Source organism: Flavobacterium sp., assembly GCF_035299245.1.
Lineage (GTDB): Bacteria > Bacteroidota > Bacteroidia > Flavobacteriales > Flavobacteriaceae > Flavobacterium.
In genome coordinates, this window is record NZ_DATGWY010000016.1 from 233,105 (window position 1) to 253,460 (window position 20,356).

Annotated in this window: 15 protein-coding genes and 3 tRNA genes; 8 read left to right on the top strand and 10 right to left on the bottom strand. The window is 34.2% G+C overall.

The window, feature by feature from the left end:
* Positions 1-10: 10 nt before the first annotated feature.
* From VK161_RS12360 to VK161_RS12395, 8 genes are all read left to right on the top strand, one after another.
* Positions 11-1,195: a THUMP-like domain-containing protein gene (locus VK161_RS12360; RefSeq protein WP_324215092.1), complete on the top strand. Its 1,185-nt coding sequence runs from the start codon at positions 11-13 to the stop codon at positions 1,193-1,195.
* Entirely contained in the window at positions 1,195-1,758 is a 564-nt protein-coding gene (locus tag VK161_RS12365; protein ID WP_324215093.1) for a hypothetical protein, read from the top strand. The genes VK161_RS12360 and VK161_RS12365 overlap by 1 nt, the downstream gene beginning before the upstream one ends.
* A 157-nt stretch (positions 1,759-1,915) precedes the next feature.
* A tRNA-Ser gene (locus VK161_RS12370) sits at positions 1,916-1,999 on the top strand.
* A gap of 8 nt (positions 2,000-2,007) precedes the next feature.
* Positions 2,008-2,082, top strand: a tRNA-Pro gene (locus VK161_RS12375).
* A gap of 35 nt (positions 2,083-2,117) precedes the next feature.
* A tRNA-Arg gene (locus VK161_RS12380) sits at positions 2,118-2,191 on the top strand.
* Between the two features lie 234 nt (positions 2,192-2,425).
* Complete coding sequence (locus VK161_RS12385; protein ID WP_324215094.1) at positions 2,426-3,064, top strand: M15 family metallopeptidase; 639 nt, start codon at positions 2,426-2,428, stop codon at positions 3,062-3,064.
* A 69-nt stretch (positions 3,065-3,133) separates the two neighbouring features.
* A complete protein-coding gene (locus VK161_RS12390) occupies positions 3,134-4,312 on the top strand; it encodes an acetyl-CoA C-acyltransferase (protein WP_324215095.1) in 1,179 nt (392 codons plus the stop codon).
* 89 nt (positions 4,313-4,401) lie between these two features.
* Entirely contained in the window at positions 4,402-5,163 is a 762-nt protein-coding gene (locus VK161_RS12395; protein ID WP_324215096.1) for a C40 family peptidase, read from the top strand.
* 30 nt (positions 5,164-5,193) lie between these two features.
* Here VK161_RS12395 and VK161_RS12400 read toward each other — a convergent pair whose 3' ends face one another.
* The 10 genes from VK161_RS12400 to VK161_RS12445 all read right to left on the bottom strand — a co-directional run bounded on the left by VK161_RS12400 (position 5,194) and on the right by VK161_RS12445 (position 20,240).
* Entirely contained in the window at positions 5,194-7,689 is a 2,496-nt protein-coding gene (locus VK161_RS12400) for a DUF7619 domain-containing protein (RefSeq protein ID WP_324215097.1), read from the bottom strand.
* Positions 7,690-7,806: 117 nt separating this feature from the next.
* The gene (locus tag VK161_RS12405) at positions 7,807-9,060 is read right to left on the bottom strand and encodes a nucleoside permease (RefSeq protein ID WP_324215098.1); all 1,254 of its coding nucleotides are present in this window, start codon (positions 9,058-9,060) and stop codon (positions 7,807-7,809) included.
* Positions 9,061-9,200: 140 nt separating this feature from the next.
* Entirely contained in the window at positions 9,201-9,890 is a 690-nt protein-coding gene (gene cmk, locus VK161_RS12410) for a (d)CMP kinase (protein ID WP_324215099.1), read from the bottom strand.
* Positions 9,891-9,901: 11 nt separating this feature from the next.
* Entirely contained in the window at positions 9,902-10,930 is a 1,029-nt protein-coding gene (gene porQ / locus VK161_RS12415) for a type IX secretion system protein PorQ (RefSeq protein WP_324215100.1), read from the bottom strand.
* Between the two features lie 122 nt (positions 10,931-11,052).
* The gene (lon, locus tag VK161_RS12420; RefSeq protein ID WP_324215101.1) at positions 11,053-13,503 is read right to left on the bottom strand and encodes an endopeptidase La; all 2,451 of its coding nucleotides are present in this window, start codon (positions 13,501-13,503) and stop codon (positions 11,053-11,055) included.
* A gap of 210 nt (positions 13,504-13,713) precedes the next feature.
* Complete coding sequence (locus VK161_RS12425; RefSeq protein WP_324215102.1) at positions 13,714-14,694, bottom strand: lipocalin family protein; 981 nt, start codon at positions 14,692-14,694, stop codon at positions 13,714-13,716.
* Positions 14,695-14,775: 81 nt separating this feature from the next.
* On the bottom strand, positions 14,776-15,537 hold the full coding sequence (locus VK161_RS12430; RefSeq protein WP_324215103.1) for a hypothetical protein: 762 nt from the start codon (positions 15,535-15,537) through the stop codon (positions 14,776-14,778).
* Between the two features lie 61 nt (positions 15,538-15,598).
* Complete coding sequence (locus VK161_RS12435) at positions 15,599-16,909, bottom strand: MFS transporter (protein WP_324215104.1); 1,311 nt, start codon at positions 16,907-16,909, stop codon at positions 15,599-15,601.
* 81 nt (positions 16,910-16,990) lie between these two features.
* Positions 16,991-17,809: a M48 family metallopeptidase gene (locus VK161_RS12440; RefSeq protein WP_324215105.1), complete on the bottom strand. Its 819-nt coding sequence runs from the start codon at positions 17,807-17,809 to the stop codon at positions 16,991-16,993.
* A 31-nt stretch (positions 17,810-17,840) separates the two neighbouring features.
* Positions 17,841-20,240 (bottom strand): glycoside hydrolase family 31 protein, encoded by a 2,400-nt coding sequence (locus tag VK161_RS12445; RefSeq protein WP_324215106.1) that lies wholly within the window; start codon positions 20,238-20,240, stop codon positions 17,841-17,843.
* Positions 20,241-20,356: the final 116 nt, after the last annotated feature.

Here is a 20,356-nt window from a genome sequence, read left to right on the forward strand (position 1 = left end):
AATTTCCAAAATGGATATCAATACAATTTTGCAACCCAATATTCAGGAATTCATCGTTGAAAAAACTGGTTCTGATATTTCTAAATTGGCGTTGTCGAAAAACCCGTTTCCTGAAATTGATTACAAAATACTATTGAATCAAGTTGAAGCTCGAACCAAAAGTAAAGATAAACTTCCTACTTGGTATGGAACAAAAAAAATAATTTATCCCAGTAAGATTTCAATTGAGCAAACTTCTTCTGAACCAGCAGCATTGTATAAATCGGGTTTGCTATCAGGCGAAACTTTAATAGATTTAACAGGTGGCTTTGGTGTTGATGATTATTATTTTTCAAAAAAAATTAAAAAAATTATTCATTGTGAAATCAACGAGGAACTTTCAGAGATTGTTAAGCATAATTTTGTACAATTAAACTGTAATAATATTGGTTGTTTTCAAGGAAATAGTTCATCTATTTTACGTGAATTAAATCAACTTTTTGATTGGATTTATATTGATCCATCGCGTAGGAATGATGCTAAAGGAAAAGTATTCATGCTCAAAGATTGTTTGCCTAATGTTCCTGAATTGCTTGATGAATACTTCAAATTTTCCGCTAATATTTTAATAAAAACGGCTCCAATTTTAGATCTTTCCTCTGGGCTAAACGAACTGAAAAACGTCAAAGAAATTCATATAATTGCTGTTGACAACGAAGTTAAAGAATTGCTTTGGCTACTTGAAAAAAACTATGTTAATTCAATAAAAATCAAAGCAGTAAACATTCAGAAAACCAAAACAGACAACTCAGTATTCTTATTGAATTCGGATTCGGAAGCTCTTTATTCCTTACCTCAAAAGTACCTATACGAACCCAATAGTGCCGTTCTTAAATCAGGTGAATTTGATGTGATTTGTGATTTATATAAAGTGTCAAAATTGCACAAACACTCACATTTATATACATCCAATGATTTAGTTGAATTTCCCGGTAGAGTTTTTGAGTTGAATAAAGTAATTGATTATTCGAAATCATCAATGAAACAATTTTTAGAGAATACTAAAGCTAATATCACCACACGAAATTTCCCAGAAACAGTAGAAAACCTCAGAAAAAAATGGAAAATTAAAGATGGAGGAAGTTTGTATTGTTTTTTTACTACAAACATAAATAATGATAAAATTGTATTACTTTGCACCAAAATAAATGAATAATGAAAAAGTTTTTTTTAGTTCTTTTCTTAATTAATTTCTCAACTTTATTCGCACAAAAAGAATGCGAATATAACACTAATGTTACAGACAGTATTGGTACTTATAAATCGACAAAAGAGTTTTTAGCACATGAACGTTTTTTTGGAGGAAGTGAAAAATCAATATTCTTTTCTTTGATTGATAGTGGTGAGTTCCCTTCTTTAAATATCAAAATAATACAAAAAAGTAGCGAGTTCATTCCGGTTGCATGTTTTGATTCAACCTCAAAAATATATTTCCAACTAGAAAATGGTAAAATTGTAACTTTAATAAGTATCAATGAAGAAAACTGTGGGAACTCCATTTTTATTGACAATAAAAACTGCAGAATATTATCAGGTTATTTTTTATTTATGAAAGATACATTTGAAGAACTTAAGAACTCACCAATATCACTTATGCGAATAAAATTTTCAACTGAAACTGTAGATTATATCATCAAAGAAGAGTTTGTTTCTGAGGCGGATCGGTCTGTTTTTAAACCCGCAACCTATTTTATGGATTATTTAAAATGCATTGAGTAAAAGAAATTCAGAATCTATATGATTGATTATTAAGCATTTTATTTATTATTGCAATAACAACAAAAAAAAACACTTGAAATACTTGTAAATATTGTTATCATAAGTTACATTTGCAACCGCTTAAAGCGAAAGTTCTTTTATAAAAATTAAAAGTTTAGGAGAGGTGCCGGAGTGGTAACGGAGCAGATTGCTAATCTGTCGACGGGTAACCGTCGCCAGGGTTCGAGTCCCTGTCTCTCCGCTTTTTTTCGGGGTGTAGCGTAGCCCGGTTATCGCGCCTGCTTTGGGAGCAGGAGGCCGCAGGTTCGAATCCTGCCACCCCGACTTTAAAAGTCATTTTCAGTTACTACTGAAGGAATGGTCTCATAGCTCAGCTGGATAGAGCAACTGCCTTCTAAGCAGTAGGTCGAAGGTTCGAATCCTTCTGAGATCACGAATAAATAATAAGCCCAAAAAATAAAATGGAATTCATTCTAATTTTATTTTTTGGGCTTATTATTTTCAAAGCGGAGCTTTGATGGATGTGCGCAGCAAATCCTTTTAAAATCAGAAAACAAACTTCATCTCTGAGTAGGTTTTATTGTTTCCAATATTTTCTTATCTTGTACAAAAAAAGAATATGATTCCCCTAAAACACCTTCTTTTCAGCTTTTTTGTTCTCTTATTCATGAATTGTAAGACAGTAAACAATACAATTCCAGTTTCTAACCCAGAACTTAAAGCCGAAATCATTTCTACAAAGTCAATAATAAGCGATACTACTTTTATCAGTCTTAGGGCAATGAGTGCCGATTTTGTATACGACATGAAATACGCAACCAACGATAATTTTTTGAAGCAAGCAGTATATGATTGTCCCGAATGTTATTTGCGCCAAAAAACCATTCTTTCATTAATTGAAGCCAACAAAGAATTCATCACTTTAGGTTATCGAATTAAAATTTTTGATTGCTACCGTCCGCTTTCGATTCAGAAAAAAATGTGGCAAATTGTTCCAAACCCTATTTATGTTGCTGATCCTGCAAAAGGCTCTATTCATAATCGCGGTTGTGCTGTTGACATTACATTAGTTGATAGTAAAGGAAAAGAATTGGATATGGGAACTTCTTTTGATTTTTTTGGAGAAGCATCAAGCCATAATTACACCAATGTTTCAGAAGAAGTAAAAAAGAACCGCAAATTACTGAAGGAAATAATGCTCAAACATAACTTTAAATCATTTGATTCGGAATGGTGGCATTACAACTTGAACGGAGGCAATCTTGAGAAATTAGCCAATTTCAACTGGAATTGCAATCAGGAATAGTACTATTTTACTCAAAAAATAGTAATTTTGCATAACAAATAAACAAACCAACTTTTCAATAATAAGAATATGAGCAAAAAAGTAGTTATAGTTTCGGCAGTACGGACTCCAATTGGAAGTTTTATGGGTTCATTATCAACTGTTTCGGCTTCTCATTTGGGAGCTGCAGCTATTAAAGGAGCACTAGAAAAAATAAATTTAGATCCCAATCTAATTGATGAAGTTTTTATGGGTAATGTAGTTCAAGCTGGTGTAGGACAAGCTCCAGCAAGACAAGCGGCTTTACACGCAGGTTTATCTACTAATGTTGCTTGTACTACAGTAAATAAAGTATGTGCTTCTGGAATGAAATCGATAATGATGGGAGCGCAAGCAATTATGGCTGGTGATGCTGAAATTGTTGTTGCAGGTGGAATGGAAAACATGAGTTTGATTCCGCATTACGTTCACCTCAGAAATGGTGTTAAGTTTGGGCCAACATCTATGGTTGACGGAATGCAGAAAGACGGTTTGCAAGATGCTTACGATGGTAACGCCATGGGTGTTTCTGCCGACCTATGTGCGTCTGAATACAAAATATCTCGTGAAGCACAAGATGCATTCGCAATTCAATCGTATGAACGTTCAGCAAAAGCATGGGAAGCCGGAAAATTTGATGCTGAGATTATTCCAGTAGCTGTTCCTCAACGCAAAGGCGATCCAATTATGGTTACTAAAGACGAGGAATACACAAATGTTCGTTTGGATAAAATACCAACTTTAAATGCCGTTTTCACTAAAGACGGAACTGTTACTGCTGCTAATGCTTCTACAATTAATGATGGCGCTGCTGCTGTAATTTTAATGACTGAAGAAAAAGCAAATGCCATGGGATTAAAACCATTGGCTTATATAAAATCGTATGCCGATGCAGCTCAAGAACCAAAATGGTTTACTACTGCTCCAGCAAAAGCATTGCCAAAAGCGTTGGATAAAGCTGGAATTTCGATATCGGATGTAGATTATTTTGAGTTTAATGAAGCTTTTGCGGTAGTAGGATTGGCTAATGCTCAGATTTTAGGTTTATCGAATGACAAAATCAATGTAAATGGTGGTGCAGTGTCATTGGGACATCCGCTGGGTTGTTCGGGAGCGCGAATTGTGGTGACACTAATCAATGTTTTACAACAAAACAATGCTAAAATCGGTGCTGCTGCTATTTGTAATGGTGGAGGTGGAGCATCTGCAATTGTGATTGAACGAGCCTAAATAATTAACAATTGACAATTGATAATTATCCATTATTAATTATTAATTATTAATTATCAATTATCAATTATCCATTATCAATTAAAAACATGTTTGGTATTTGTAATTTATCAATAATTCCGCTGCGTTTTGAGCCTAGTGATCGAAGCGAGATTGTATCGCAAGTATTATTTGGCGAACATTTTGAAATTATTGACACACTCAATCAATGGTCAAAAATCAAGTTACACTATGATGATTATGAAGGTTGGGTAGATAGTAAACAGTACCAAATTATATCGGAAGAAAATTACAAATTACTTTCAAAAGAGGCTATTATTTTGAATTCTGATTTGGTAGAATACGTCTCTACTCCTACCAATGTTTTAATTCCGATTTCGTTAGGCGCGTCATTATCGTTTTTGAATCATACCGATTTAAATACTCAGAATTACGAGTTTGAAGGATTGAAAATCAGCGGTGTAAAACCCAAGTCAAATTTAGTTTCAACGGCTTATATGTATTTGAATTCTCCTTATTTATGGGGTGGAAAAACACCGTTTGGAATTGATTGTTCAGGTTTTACACAAATGGTTTATAAATTGAATGGTTATAAATTATTCAGAGACGCATCACAACAAGCCAACCAAGGTGAAGTGTTGAGTTTTATTGAAGAAAGTGAACCAGGTGATTTGGCGTTTTTTGACAATGAAGAAGGAAATATCATTCATGTTGGAATCATTTTAGAAAACAACTATATCATTCACGCCAGTGGAAAAGTCAGAATTGACCGCTTGGACCATTTAGGTATTTACAATGCCGAGACCAACAGACATACACACCGACTTAGAGTTATTAAAAAAGTGATATAAAAAAATCCTCTCGTTATGAGAGGATTTTTTTTATTGTTTGATGAACTTAGAGTTTGAACTTCCTTTGTCTGACATTACTTTTATAAAATAAGTTCCAGATGTTAAATTGGATACATCGATGCTCGTTGTTTCTTTAGCGTTTGGAATTATAACCACTAACTGACCTAATGCATTGTAAATACTGATAGAAGATAATTCAATATCATTTTTAGTATGAATATTCAAAATATCTTTTGTTGGATTGGGTGCTAGTTCAAAGTAATTTGAAAAATCAAAATCTTGATTAACAAGAGCTTGAATAGTTGTAGTTGCTATATTGGTGACAATTGGGAAGTTATAATCAAAGTAGATACTAGCGGTATTGCTAAAAGAACTTCCTGCTGTTAACGTTGATTTAATTTTAATTTTGAAAATTACAAAACCATCATTATTATCATCATCAAAAGGCAATTGTATGTTTTCAAAAATGAATTCTACTTGATTTGTATTGGTTATTCGAGTATAAAATTCGTGGCTTCCATCAATCGGAATTAATGTAGCAACATCAAATTTTGTAGTATCAAATAAGTCTTTTACCACAATATTTTCTGCATTGGCAGTTCCTGTATTTTCAAAACGAATTAGGTAATGTACGAACTCACCTACTTTATCAAGCGCAATTGTTGCTCCTTCAAGACAAGTTTTGTCGTTGGGATCGTACGAGTTACTTACGGTTTGATTTAAAGAAAAAGTATTATCAACTGGCAATTCATCTGCTCCACCGTCAATAGTTACTGTATAACTTAATACATCACCACTATTCAATGGCGGAATTTCGGTAGGTGAATTCAGATTAATAGTCAAATTAATTTGTCTCATTTCAAATGGTTGAAGATTGTTGAAATCCCATGACAATTGGTTTGCAATTTGATTTGAAACTGCTGGAGTTGAAGACACTAAATCTGAGGTACTATCATCAAATGATAATTGAATTGAACCTGACTGAATTTGATTTCCTTTATTTTTATAATAAATCCTGTACTGGGCATCATTTCCCGGTCTTGCTGCGCTATTTGGAGATAAAATAACTTCTAAATCGGGATGAACACCATTGACTGAAACACAAAAATCTTGAATAAAAGGACTTGGATCAGCCGGAAATTGGGCGTCAAATGATGTAGGTAGAATAGTAAAATAATTAGGATTTTCAAGTATTGGAGTAATGGTATAATCACCCGCTGCTAAAGGAAGTGAATAAGCACCTGATAAATTAGATATTGTTGTTGAATTTGAAAACGTATCATTAATGTTGAATTTCAAATTGGGAACACTGATATCTAATAAATCACAACCATTTTGATTACTGTCTAATTTTTCATTTCCTTCAATTACATAATAATTGCCTGCAGGAGTAAATGTACAGTAAGTGTTTGCAAAACAGTTAGTATAGCCATAACCATTAATTCTGTATTGAAAATAATCAATTTGACTTTCATTGCAACAGATGTAATTCAAATTGGGATTTCCACCAAAGAAAATATCAGAGATACCAAGAAATGGATTGGTAAATCCTTTTAGAAACAATGTATTGAGCTGATTGTTAGAGCATGATAGCACAATCAAATCGGTCAAATGATTCAACTCTAATGTTGTTAATAAATTATTAGTACAATAAATCCACTGTAAGTCAGAACAATTACTCAAATCAAGTGTAGTAAGTTGAAGGTTATTACACGATAAATACCTCAGATTAGGGCAATTTGAAACGTTTACAATGTTCTGCAATGCATTATTCGAACACTCAAGATACTCAAGATTAGGGAATTGAGTGAAATCAACTAATGGAACTTGAGTATTATTGCTATAATTAAGTCGTTTCAAATTTAAACCTGAAAGATTCAACGAAGTCAATTGATTGTTATAGCATTCTAAAGATTCTAAATGGATGAATAAACTCAGGTCTAATTCAGTAAAATTATTATAGGAACATTCTAATGATTGAAGATTACTCAACGAACTTAAATTGGCTATTGAAGACAATTGATTATTAGTACAAATAACATGTTTAACGTTATTTAAACCACTAAAATTAACTGGTGGAAGTTGTGTGTTGTAGCTGTAATCTATTTTTTCTAAACTAACTAAGTTGCTTAAATTTAAAGATGTCAACATGTTTACACCACACAATAACTCTTTAAGGTTAGGCAATGATAAGTTTATTGTAGAAATATAGTTAGTATTAATATCCAATACTTCCAAATTAGTAAAAAAATCCATCCCAGTCAAATCAGTTATGTGTGGAAAGGATATATTAAACGATTGACTTCTTAAACTTAATTTTTTGATGAGTAATGCTTCGCTAACTTGTATTTGTCCGTCGTTGTTGGTGTCTACTTTTACTGGAGCGTCATTAAAATTAAAAGCAGTATAACTTGATGGGTTAGCCGCAACCAATCGACTTCTTAAAACAGTATCAGGAAAATTGATTACTTGTGCATTTAGATGCAAAACAAAAGAAAAAATAAATAGAAAGAATACCTTTTTCATAGCAGTAGAATTAAAGATAAACAAATATATATTATTATAAGGAATTATTTCCAGTGAACTAATAGGAGCTAAGAATTTGAGTTAAAAAAAATCCTCTCGTTGGAGAGGATTCTTTATTTAATGTTTTACATCTTTAACATCGTTAGGATTGTGTTTGTGTTTGAACAAAACAGCAAATAAAATTGCGATTACCAATGCGTAACCTGCAAACGAAAGCCAAATGTTGTGCCAGTCGCGTGCTCCATCGTGAGTAAAATAGTTATCAATGATAATTCCACTTATCAATCCACCAAAAAAGGCACCAAATCCGTTGGACATCATCATGAATAATCCTTGAGCTGAAGAACGAATTTTGGAATCGGTTGTGGTTTCAACAAATAATGAACCCGAAATATTGAAGAAATCGAATGCCATTCCGTATACTATACACGAAACAATAATCATCCATAAACCATCTACTGGATTGCCATAAGCAAAAAGTCCGAAACGCAAAACCCAAGCAATCATTGAGATTAACATCACTTGTTTGATTCCGAATCGTTTCAAGAAAAACGGAATTGCAAGAATGAACAAAGTTTCTGATATCTGAGAAATCGACATGATAATGGTTGAATATTTAACTACGAATGAGTCTTTATATTCTGCCACATTGGCAAATTCTGACAAATAAACATCACCGTACATATTGGTCAATTGCAATGCTCCACCCAAAAACATAGAAAACAAAAAGAACAACGCCATTTTGTAAGTTCCAAATAATTTAAAAGCACTAAAGCCAAATTTTTCAGCAAATGAGGCATCTTTAGCAATTAAATTTTGTGGTGGACATTTAGGCAATGTGAAAGAATAAATTCCTAAAATAAAGGCAGCGATTGCTGATATATAGAACATATTTGCAGAAGCCTTATTTCCAGACAAATTGGTCAGCCACATAGCGGCAATAAAACCTATTGTTCCCCAAACTCTAATCGGTGGAAATACCTTAACAACATCGTAATTATTATTTTTAAGAATGTTATAAGCAACCGAATTGGATAATGAAATTGTGGGCATGTAACACAACATCGCTGCAAAAATCACATAGTAAAATGTAGTTGGATCTTCTACTTGTGGTATGTACATCAAGGCAACACCACCTAAAATATGTAATATTCCGTAAAGTTTTTCAGCATTCATCCATTTATCAGCAATGATTCCGGTAATGGCTGGCATGAAGATGGACGAAATTCCTAAAGTTGAAAAAATAGCGCCAAATTCGGCTCCACTCCATTGTTTCGTTCCAAACCAATAATTGGCTACGGTAATCAGCCACGCACCCCAAACAAAGAATTGGAGAAAACTCATTATTGTTAATCTCAATTTTAAACTCATAATTATAGATATAGTTAATGTAAATAGATTGTAAATCTACTATTAAAAATGAGATTTGCAAAAAAATCAATCTGCCATTAATAATGTAATTTTATTGTGAGATTTCTCCTTCGTCGAAATGACAAAGTTCAAAAAGAAAATTAGTTAGAAATAATTTCTTCAGCCAATTCTAAAACGGCGGTAAATTGTTCTTCACGTGTCAAATACGAATTATCAATTTCTATGGCGTCATCGGCTTTGACTAAAGGAGAATCATCGCGGTGTGTATCAATGTAATCACGTTCTTGGACATTTTTCAAGACTTCTTCGTATGTTACCGAATCGCCTTTGGCTTGAAGTTCGTCAAAACGACGTTGCGCACGAGTTTCCGGGCTAGCAGTCATGAATATCTTGAGTTCCGCATTTGGAAAGACAACGGTTCCGATATCACGTCCGTCCATTACAATTCCTTTTCCTTTGCCCATTTCTTGTTGTTGTTCGACCAATTTGGCGCGTACTTCAGAAACTTCGGCTATTTTGCTAACAAAGCTGGAAACTTCGATGGTTCGGATTTCTTTTTCTACATTGACATCGTTAAGATACATTTCGGCAAAACCTAATTCAGAATTGAACTCAAAATGTAATTTGATGTTGGGTAAACTATTGATTAAGGTTTCTTTATCAAAAAACTCGTTTGTAATGTAACCCATTTGCATGGCAAAAAGTGCAATTGCTCTGTACATAGCGCCAGTATCAACATACACATAGCCTAGGTGTTTGGCTAATTGTTTAGCTAAAGTGCTTTTTCCTGTTGAAGAAAATCCGTCGATGGCAATAGTAATTGTGTTCAATACGCTACAGTTTAATATTCGTCGCCAAAGTTAATCGTTAATCCGAATAAACTGGTGTTGGCTGCTAAAGTATATCGTGAATACGAATAATTAAATTTTAATTTTCTCATTTTCAACCCGAAACCTACTGAAAGACCCGAGAAACTTCGTTGTTCTAAAATACGTAATTCTTCTGATCTTCTAAAGTTATAACCCAGTCGTATATTAAATCCTTTGGTTGGAAATAATTCGGCTCCAAAAATAACGTGACGCAATGCATTATTAAAAAATGACACTTTTTCTTCTGTTGAACCACCATCAATATTTCCAACCGCGCGATTCGGGTTTACAAAAGCGATTTTCCATTGCTGTAAATTTTCTAAAGTTAAATGCCAACGAATAGGAACATTTTCTACTTCCTGCGAAACACCTGCAATAATTTCTAAAGGTAATTTTTCTTGTGTTCCAGCATACGTTGTGATTTGTGTTCCCAGATTACGAATGGCCAAAGCCCAATTGATATCGTTTTGAGTATCGATGTACAATGCTCCCAAATCGACAGCTGCTCCAAAAGAGCTGTAACTTTCTAAAGTTGAATTGATGAGTTTGGCATTGGCTCCCACATACAATTCGGTAAACGGAACATTATAGGCATACCCAAACGACAACGCAATATCACTTCCCGTAAAACTAGATGTAGGTTGACCTAATTCGTCGTAACCATCAAATTTTCCATAGTTGACATAATTGACTCCAGCGTGAAATGTTTGTACGTGTCGATCGTAAGTATAGGCGTAAGAAGCCGTGCCATAAGTAATTTCACCGTACAAATTTCCGTAGTTCAATGATAAATGATTGTCCATTTCAGCATTGATAGTAGCTGGATTGAAATGCGCTTGATTAACATCGCTATCGTAAATCGTAATTACTTTTCCTCCTAAAGCTGCTTGTCTGGGTGAAGTTACAAGATTGAGAAACTGATATACAGAATTACCTCCTATTTGACTGTAATTTACAGCGCAAAAAAGTATACAAGAAGAGATAATTAGCTTTTTTAACATATATGTTTTACAACTTGACCTATCCTATAACGGAGTTGCGAAGATATTATTTTTAAACGTAAGGTAAAAGCAAAAAAAAGGCATAAGAAAAACTTATGCCTTCTGATTATTTTGAAGCTAAATTACAGATTTTTTGCGTTTTTTACTTTTTGATTGGTAATGGCAATAGCTATAACTTCGCTCATTTCTTTCACATAATGAAAAGTCAATCCTTCTAAATAACTGGATTTGATTTCTTCTATATCACTTTTATTTTCGTGACACAAGATGATTTCTTTAATATTAGCTCTTTTAGCAGCCAGAATTTTTTCTTTGATTCCGCCAACTGGTAAAACTTTACCACGAAGTGTAATTTCACCTGTCATAGCGATACTTTTCTTGATTTTTCTTTGAGTTAAAAGAGAAACCAATGAAGTCAACATGGCAATTCCGGCGCTCGGACCATCTTTTGGTGTTGCACCTTCGGGAACGTGTAAGTGGAAATTGTATTTGCCCAAAATCTCAGGATTGATTCCAAATAAATCAGCATTTGACTTGATGTATTCCAAAGCAATTGTTGCTGATTCTTTCATTACAGTACCTAAATTTCCGGTTAAGGTTAAAGTCCCTTTTCCACTAGAAATCAACGACTCAATAAAAAGTATATCACCACCAACTGATGTCCATGCCAAACCAGTTACTACTCCAGCCACATCATTACCTTCTGCTTTGTCTCGTTCTAATTTTGGAGAACCTAAAATGGCTACAATATCTTCGTCGGTTACTTTTACATTGTACTCTTCTTCCATTGCAACTGATTTAGCTGCATTACGAATGACTTGTGCTATTTTTTGTTCTAAACTACGAACACCTGACTCTCGAGTATAGCCTTCGATGATTTTTTCCAATTGCTTTTTACCGATTGTTAATTGCTTTGCATTCAATCCGTGTTCTTTTAATTGTTTTGGGAATAAATGTTGACGTGCAATTTCCACTTTCTCTTCGGTCGTATAACCAGTCATTTTGATGACTTCCATACGATCTTTCAAAGCAGGTTGAATGGTTGCCATATTGTTGGATGTTGCAATGAACATCACCTTAGACAAATCATAACCCATTTCTAAGAAATTATCGTAGAAATCATTATTTTGTTCTGGATCTAAAACTTCGAGTAATGCTGAAGATGGATCGCCTTGATTGCTAACTGACAATTTATCAATTTCATCTAAAATAAAAACCGGATTGGATGTTTTGGCTTTTTTAATGCTTTGAATGATTCGTCCGGGCATTGCACCGATATAGGTTTTTCGGTGTCCGCGAATTTCAGCTTCATCTCTCAATCCGCCTAATGAAATTCGTACATATTCTCTACCCAATGCTTCTGCTACAGATTTACCGATGGAAGTTTTACCTACACCTGGAGGTCCAGTTAAGCAAATAATTGGCGATTTCATATCGTTACGCAATTTAAGAACAGCCAAATGTTCAATCATGCGCTTTTTTACATCTTCTAGACCAAAATGATCGCGGTCAAGAATTTTTTGAGCGTTTTTTAAATCAAATTTATCTTTTGAGAATTCATTCCAAGGCAAATCAAGAATTAATTCCAAATAATTACGTTGAATACCAAAATCGGGCGCTTGTGGATTCATTCGCTGTAACTTACTGAATTCTTTTTCGAAATGTTTTTGTGTTTTTTCGTTCCATTTTTTTGTTTTAGAACGCGTACGCATTTCTTCAAACTCTTGTTCATTGGAAACACCACCCAATTCTTCTTGAATGGTTTTCATTTGTTGGTGCAAGAAGTATTCGCGTTGTTGTTGATCTAAATCAAATCGAACTTTAGATTGAATGTCATTTTTAAGCTCCAATTTCTGAAACTCAACATTCATGTAACGCAAAGTTTCTAATGCTCTTTCTTTGAGCACATTCATCTTCAATAAATTCTGCTTTTCTTCAACTGAAAGATTCATGTTAGAAGAAACAAAATTGATTAAGAACGATTGGCTTTCAATGTTCTTGATGGCAAAAGTCGCTTCGGTTGGAATATTTGGGCTTTCTTTTATGATTTGAACGGCAAGATCACGGATAGAATCAGCAATAGTATTGAATTCTGTATCGTGAAAACTAGGACGAATTTCCTGTACTTCTTTGATGGTTGCTTTGATGTAAGGAGTTTCTTGAATCACAGCGTCCACTTCGAACCGTTTTTTACCTTGAAGAATTACAGTTACGTTTCCATCGGGCATCTTTAACACACGAAGGATTCGCGCTACCGTTCCGATTTGATGAATGTCGTTTTTGGTAGGATCTTCATCTTCTTCATTTTTCTGAGCAACAACGCCAATGATTTTATCACCTGCATTGGCTTCATTAATTAATTTTATCGACTTATCTCGACCTGCTGTAATTGGAATAACTACACCAGGAAACAATACAGTGTTACGAAGGGGTAATATAGGCAGCGATGAAGGTAACTTCTCTTTCGACATTTCTTCTTCGTCTTCTGGAGTCATCAACGGAATCAATTCGGCTTCCGTATCGAACTCTTGAAGCGACAAATTGTCAAAAGATATAATTTTATGATCTGGCATAATAAAAGTAATAGTTGTCAAAATGACATTAAATATAAAACAAATGTACTTTAACTAATTAAAAAAATAAATTAAAATCGATGTACAGCAATAAAAAAGCCTTTAAAAATGGGCTATGTGTAGTTCATCGATGAGTTTAATACAAATGCAATGACTATGCCGTAAAAAAAAATCCGCCAAAAAGACGGATTTTTTTTGATATTTTGTTCATTATTGTTTTGTATACACAATTGTAATGTCACATGTAAGTTCGACAGGGTTTCCTCCTGCAGTACCAACAACTGTTCCATCTTGAACTGTTAAAGATAAGGTATTTCCATTTATGGTATACGAATCATTATAGGTGTCGCCAGCATCAACGTAGGTTAACGTTAGGACATTACCTGTCACTGACCATGTTCCAGTTATATCGGGGTCAGTAAAACAACCTATTACATTATTAATGGTAATTTCTACCCCTTTGGAATCTGCGGTAAATGTATTGTTTGCGTTTAAAGTCAAAAACATATCATTTAAACACGTTGTTTCGTTCAATTGGTTTGTAACAGATGTTCCATCGCCATTTAGATCGGTGGGAATTGATGTATTAAAAGCGGTTAATTTATAAGTACCATTGACCGATGTATTGTTGGTTGTTGTATTTGAAAAAGAGATATTTGTAAATTCACCAAGGGTAATCTGAGTTTGCAAAGAAGAATTTGTTGCATTAAACCCAGTAAAACTAAATGTCCCAGAAATTTTATTTGTTGTAGTATTAAATGACGTAATCGTTAAGCTTCCTACAGATGTATTATTAGAAGAGTTAAGTGATGAATACGCGCTACCTCCAGTTATTGTTGAATTGTATTGAAACAATAACAAAGTAGAAGCTGTTGTATTTGCAGAAAAAGTTCCAACTGAAGGGTTAATACATTGGATTGAAATCGACTCTCCAACAGAATTAATTGCTGTGATTGCTAATTGTGGACCGAAAGAAGTATCAGAATAGCTTGCAATTAGATTATTTGAAGTAAAAACTTCACCTTCAATGGTGGCCTTGAAAACTGAATTACCTTGATTATTCCCACCATTACCATCTCCACCAAAATCATCAAGATCAATAGCGCTATCAATTGGTTCGTTGTCACACGATACAAATGAAATCGATGCAAAAACTAAAAAAAGTAATGATATAAATTGAATTCTTCTCATTTTAAAATTTTTTCCAAATGTAATTAATTTTTTATAATAAAAAAACCGCTTAAAAGCGGTTAATTCAATTTTATTAAATGATTAATTTAGTATATAGTTTTGTAACAAACTTGTGTAAGCGGGTAAATTAGTTGTTGTGTCGTAGTTAATTGTTTTCACTGGGCCGACATCTTTAGCAAACCAATAATCCGTTTGGACTTCTGCTGTTGGCGCTCCTGACACACTTGTTAGTTGAGTAATTCTGACGTTGATTACATTGTTAAAAGTTTCACCATTTACAGTAATACTTGTATTATTATTGAGAATTTCACCTGTATAACTAGTATTCATTACGATAGCCGGAAATGTTGGGTCACTAAAAGTTGTAGTTTGATTGTAAGTTCCTGTCCAAGTTTGGCCATTGGATAAATTATCTTTTAACAACAATGTTTCAAAACCTGAAATATTACCTGTCAATCCTTGTCCGTAATCAATCTCAAATGGATCAATTTTTAAATAATAATTTCCCGATGATTTTCTTAATCGGCTAACTGGTGAAGCAGTTGCTCCATTCAAGCTTGTACCAAAAGTTGCATTAAAAGTGTAATATGTATTTCCATCAATAGAATTGATTGAAACTATTTTCATTGGCTCTTGATTTACTCCATTCTGACTAAAAGTCCATTGATTATTTAAAGCTGCTGGCCAATAATCGCCTGTCGAAACACCATCATCATCATCAACGACTACATCCGTAAAATCATCTAAATCAATCATGCTATCAATTGGTTCATTATCACATGAAATAAATGAGATTGAGACTAAAAGAAATGCTAAAATTGATACAAATTTTGTTTTGTTCATTGTGAATTATTTTTTTCAAATATAAATAAATTCTGATAGGATTAAAATTTTTCTTACACTATTATTTACTAGTTAAATGAGTTCTTTTCATGAAACTTAGCACTATATAACCCAAAAGGAAAAATATTGCCAAAATAAAAATTGAGTTCTTTAAACTATCTGAAATCGCACCAACAAATCCAAAAATAAATGTTCCTAAGACAATTGCAATTTTTTCTGTTACGTCAAAGAAGCTGAAGTAGGTTGCATGATCCTCAGTATCAGGCAATAATTTAGAGTAAGTTGATCTTGATAACGATTGAATGGCTCCTAACACCATTCCGATGGTTGCTCCCAGCGAATAAAATTGTAAATCAATGTACTTGTTATCTTTGTCTAAAAGATAGGCCGCAAAACAAATTAAACCCCAAATAGCTATGGTTAGTTTAAGAGCCTTAATGTTTCCTATTTTCTCAGAAATTCGAGAAAATAAAAAAGCTCCAAATATAGCAACCACTTGAATCAATAGAATTGTTATGATTAATTTGTTAGTATCAATTCCGAGTTCTTTTTTCCCATACAGTCCTGCTAATAGAATAATAGTTTGTACTCCTGTACTGTATAAAAAGAACGCTGTCAAAAACTGTTTTAAACTGGTTTCTTGTTTTAGACTTTTAAGTACTTCTTTTAATTCTTTAAATCCTTTAAAAATAAAATCTTTTTCAGGTTTTTTGTGGAATACATTGTTTGGTAAATGATAAAAAGTCACTTGTGCAAATCCCATCCACCAAATTCCAACCATTAAAAATGAAATTCGAGCGGGTAATGCTGGATCTGAAATCCCAAATAATTCGGGTTTCATCACCATTATTAGATTAAAAGCTAACAGCAAAACCGAACCTGTATAACCAAACATGAAACCTTTGGCACTCACTCTATCATGATCTTTGGGTTCAGCAATTTCAGGCAAATAGGAATTGTAAAAAACAATACTTCCCCAAAAACCAATGCTTGCCAAAATGGTAAAAACGATACCAATCCACAAAGTTTCCACATCTTTAAAGAAAAACAAACTCATCACTGAAAGCGATCCTAAATAACAAAAAAACTGTAAAAATTTCTTTTTGTTTCCTGTATAATCGGCAATTCCGGATAATATTGGAGAGAGAATAGCTACTATCAAGAATGAAAAAGATAAAGAATACGACAGCAATGTTGAATTGTGAAACTCGGTTCCTAAAAAGCGAACAATCCCGTCATTTTCACTGGTTATTGATTCGTAGTAAATAGGAAAAACTGCAGTTGCAATTACTAAACTATACACAGAATTTGCCCAGTCATAAAATGCCCAAGCGTTGATTAATTTTGGATTTCCTTTTTCGAGATTTGCCATAGGGTCGAATTATTTAAAATAAAAAAGTCGTTCATTGATACGAACGACTTCAAATATACTATTTTTATTTTACGTCAATTATTATTTAAACGTTACGCCAAATTTTGCAGCTTCAGCTTTCACTTGTGGAATCAAAGCTCTTAAATTAGCAATACGCGTTTCATCTGCTGGGTGCGTGCTCATGAATTCTGGCGGTTTGTTTCCTCCAGCGCTAGCCGACATTCTTTCCCAAAAAACAACTGATTCATCTGGATTATAACCCGCAATTGCCATTAATAACAATCCTATTTGATCGGCTTCCGTTTCGTGTGCTCTACTGAACGGTAGCATTCCTCCTAATTGAGTGGCAGCACCATAGGCTGTCATAGCAATTTGTTGAGTTTCTTCACTTTTTCCTCCAGTAGCAACAGCAACACCTACTCCACCTAATTGTTGTAATAAACCGGCACTCATACGTTGTTGCCCGTGATTAGCAAGAGCATGCGAAACTTCGTGCCCCATTACACATGCAATTCCGGCATCCGTTTTACAAATCGGCAAAATTCCTGTATAGAATACAATTTTTCCACCTGGCATACACCAAGCATTAACGTCTTTGCTTTCTACAAGTTTGTATTCCCATTGGTAACCATTCAAATAATCAGCATGACCATTAGCTGTAAGCCAACGTTCGGCAGCTACTTTTATTTTTGTTCCAATAGTTTCAATTTTTTTAGCATCTGCTGTTCCGGTTACAACTTTGTTCTCTGACAAAAACTGATTGTATTGTTGGAAAGCCGAAGGGAAAATTTCATTATTTCCTACCAATGCCATTGTTTTTTTTCCTGTGAATGGATTGGTGGCGCAAGCAATTATCAAAGCTGAAACTGCTAATCCTAGAACGATTACTTTTTTATTCATTGTTGTCTATTTTGTCTAACAAATTTAAAGATTATATACCAATAAAATGAAGTTCGGTAAAATCTTTATCAACAACTAAGCCATTTTCAAGGTCTAATAGGTTCTTGTCAAAAATTATTTTTTCATTATCAATCTCAATTCCTTTCACTTTGAATGGCAAACCTTTCAGATTCAATTTAATGGTTTGATAATTGGTTTCATACGAGCCTTCCTTGTGTTGTGTGATGAACAATTCGTTTTCTTTCCCGTTCAGGGTAAACGTTTTGTAGCTGAATCGTCCTTTGTTGTAATCATAGCCGTCTTGTGCATCTTCATAGACATAGGATTTTTCTTTTCCAAGTTTGAAATATACGTCCAACGATAATTCAGGCGATTCTATTTGTCCAACATATTGTTGAATTGGATATTTAGGAATAATTGCTCCTTCTTTAACAAAAATCGGAATTTGATCAAAATCGGTGGCAACCCAAAGCTCTTTTTTCCCTTTTACGATTTCTTCAGTCCAGAAGTTGTACCAATTTCCTTGTGGAATGTACATTCTTCTGCCCAATGCATTAGGCTCTAAAATTGGACACACTAAAATCTGATTTCCAAAAATGAACTCATCCGTTCTGTAATGCGTTTGAGCATCTTCTTGATCAAAATATACTAATGGTTTTAACATCGGTACACCATCGTTGATGTACTGCCAAAACATGGTGTATAAATACGGTAATAATTGATAACGAAGTTCAACAAACTTACGCGTAATATCAATCACTTCTTCACCAAAACTCCACGGTTCTTGTTCACCATGGTGACCTGACGAATGCGTTCTGCAAAACGGATGAAAAACGCCTAATTGTATCCAGCGTGCGTACAACTCTGCCGATGGTTGTTCTGCAAATCCACCGATATCAGAACCTGTGAATCCCATTCCGGAAATGGACATGCGTTGCGCCTGCACATTGGCAATCCACAAATGTTCCCAAGAAGCCACATTATCTCCTGTCCACGATGAAGTATAACGTTGTGCACCTGAATAAGCCGAACGTGTGATAATGAATGGTCGTTTTGGGTACGCAAATCGTTTTACGCCTTCGTATGTAGCGCGTGCCATCTGAGTTCCGTAAATATTATGAGCTTTTCTATGACTGCAATTGTTTCCGTCGTAATTGTGACGAACGTCTAGCGGGAATGTTTTGGTTGGAACTTCCATAACCGCTGGTTCGTTCATATCGTTCCAAACACCTTTCACTCCTATTTCGGCTACTAATTCTTTGAATAAAGTGGCCCACCATTCTCTCACTTCTGGGTTGGTATAATCAGGGAAATTACATTCGCCAGGCCATACTTTTCCTTTCATGTACGGACCATCAGCGCGTTTACAGAAATAATCTTTTTCTAAAGCTTCTTTGTAAACCGAATATTCTTTATCAATTTTGATTCCTGGATCGATGATGACAATGGTTTTGAAACCGTCTTTTGACAATTCAGAAACCATGCGTTTTGGATCAGGAAAATAGTCTTTATTCCAAGTAAAACAACGGAAACCGTCCATGTAATCAATATCCAAATAGATGGCGTCACACGGAATTTGGAGTTCGCGGAATTTACCTGTAATCTCTTTTACTTTACTTTCTGGATAATAACTCCATTTACATTGATGGTACCCTAATGTCCATAATGGTGGAAGTTCCGGTTTTCCTGTTAAATGCGTGTAAGTAGTTACTACATCACTCATTTTTGGTCCGTAGATGAAATAGTAATTCATTTCACCACCATCAGCCCAAAAACTAGTTACACCTTTACGTTCGTGACTAAAATCGAAGAACGAGCGAAATGTGTTGTCAAAGAAGATTCCGTAGGCTTTAGTATCCACCAAACCAATGTAAAAAGGAACTACTTTATACAGTGGTTCTTGGTCTTTTTGAAAAGCGTATTGATCGGTTGCCCAATTTTCAAGACGTTTTCCTTTAAGGTTCATGTGTGTTGCTTTATCACCTAAACCATAAAAACTTTCGCCATCGCGCGATGTTTTACTCATTTTCACGATGTTACCACCAAATTCGTAGCTTTCTTCCCAATGAAAACCGATTTCATCTTCTAGAATTGTAGTTCCGTCGAGTTCATACATTCCAACACGACAATCGTGTTTTTGAACGACAACATATATTTTTGAAGTTTTGATTCGGTAATGATCTTCTTGTTCAGATACTTCTAAAACATTATATCCGTGCGATTGTGTTTTATCAATGGCATACGAAAAGTCGTTACTAAAGTATCCTTTTGCGGTGAAGCGAAACCGAATCATACTGTCGCGGAGAACCGTAACTCGTAAAATAACATTATTATCGGTATGAAAGTCAATGGAGTCGACTTCGTGTTTGTAGGAAACAATTTTGGAAGGAAATAAATCGCCTTTGTATTCTAGTTCGGTGTTGATTATCATAAGTTGATTTTTGACAAAGTGCCAAATTTACAAAGTTGATTACTATAATTTAACATGTAAAGTGAGGTTTTTTTAACTATAACGTTTGCGGATGTTTGGATGTGCCACATAGAGAC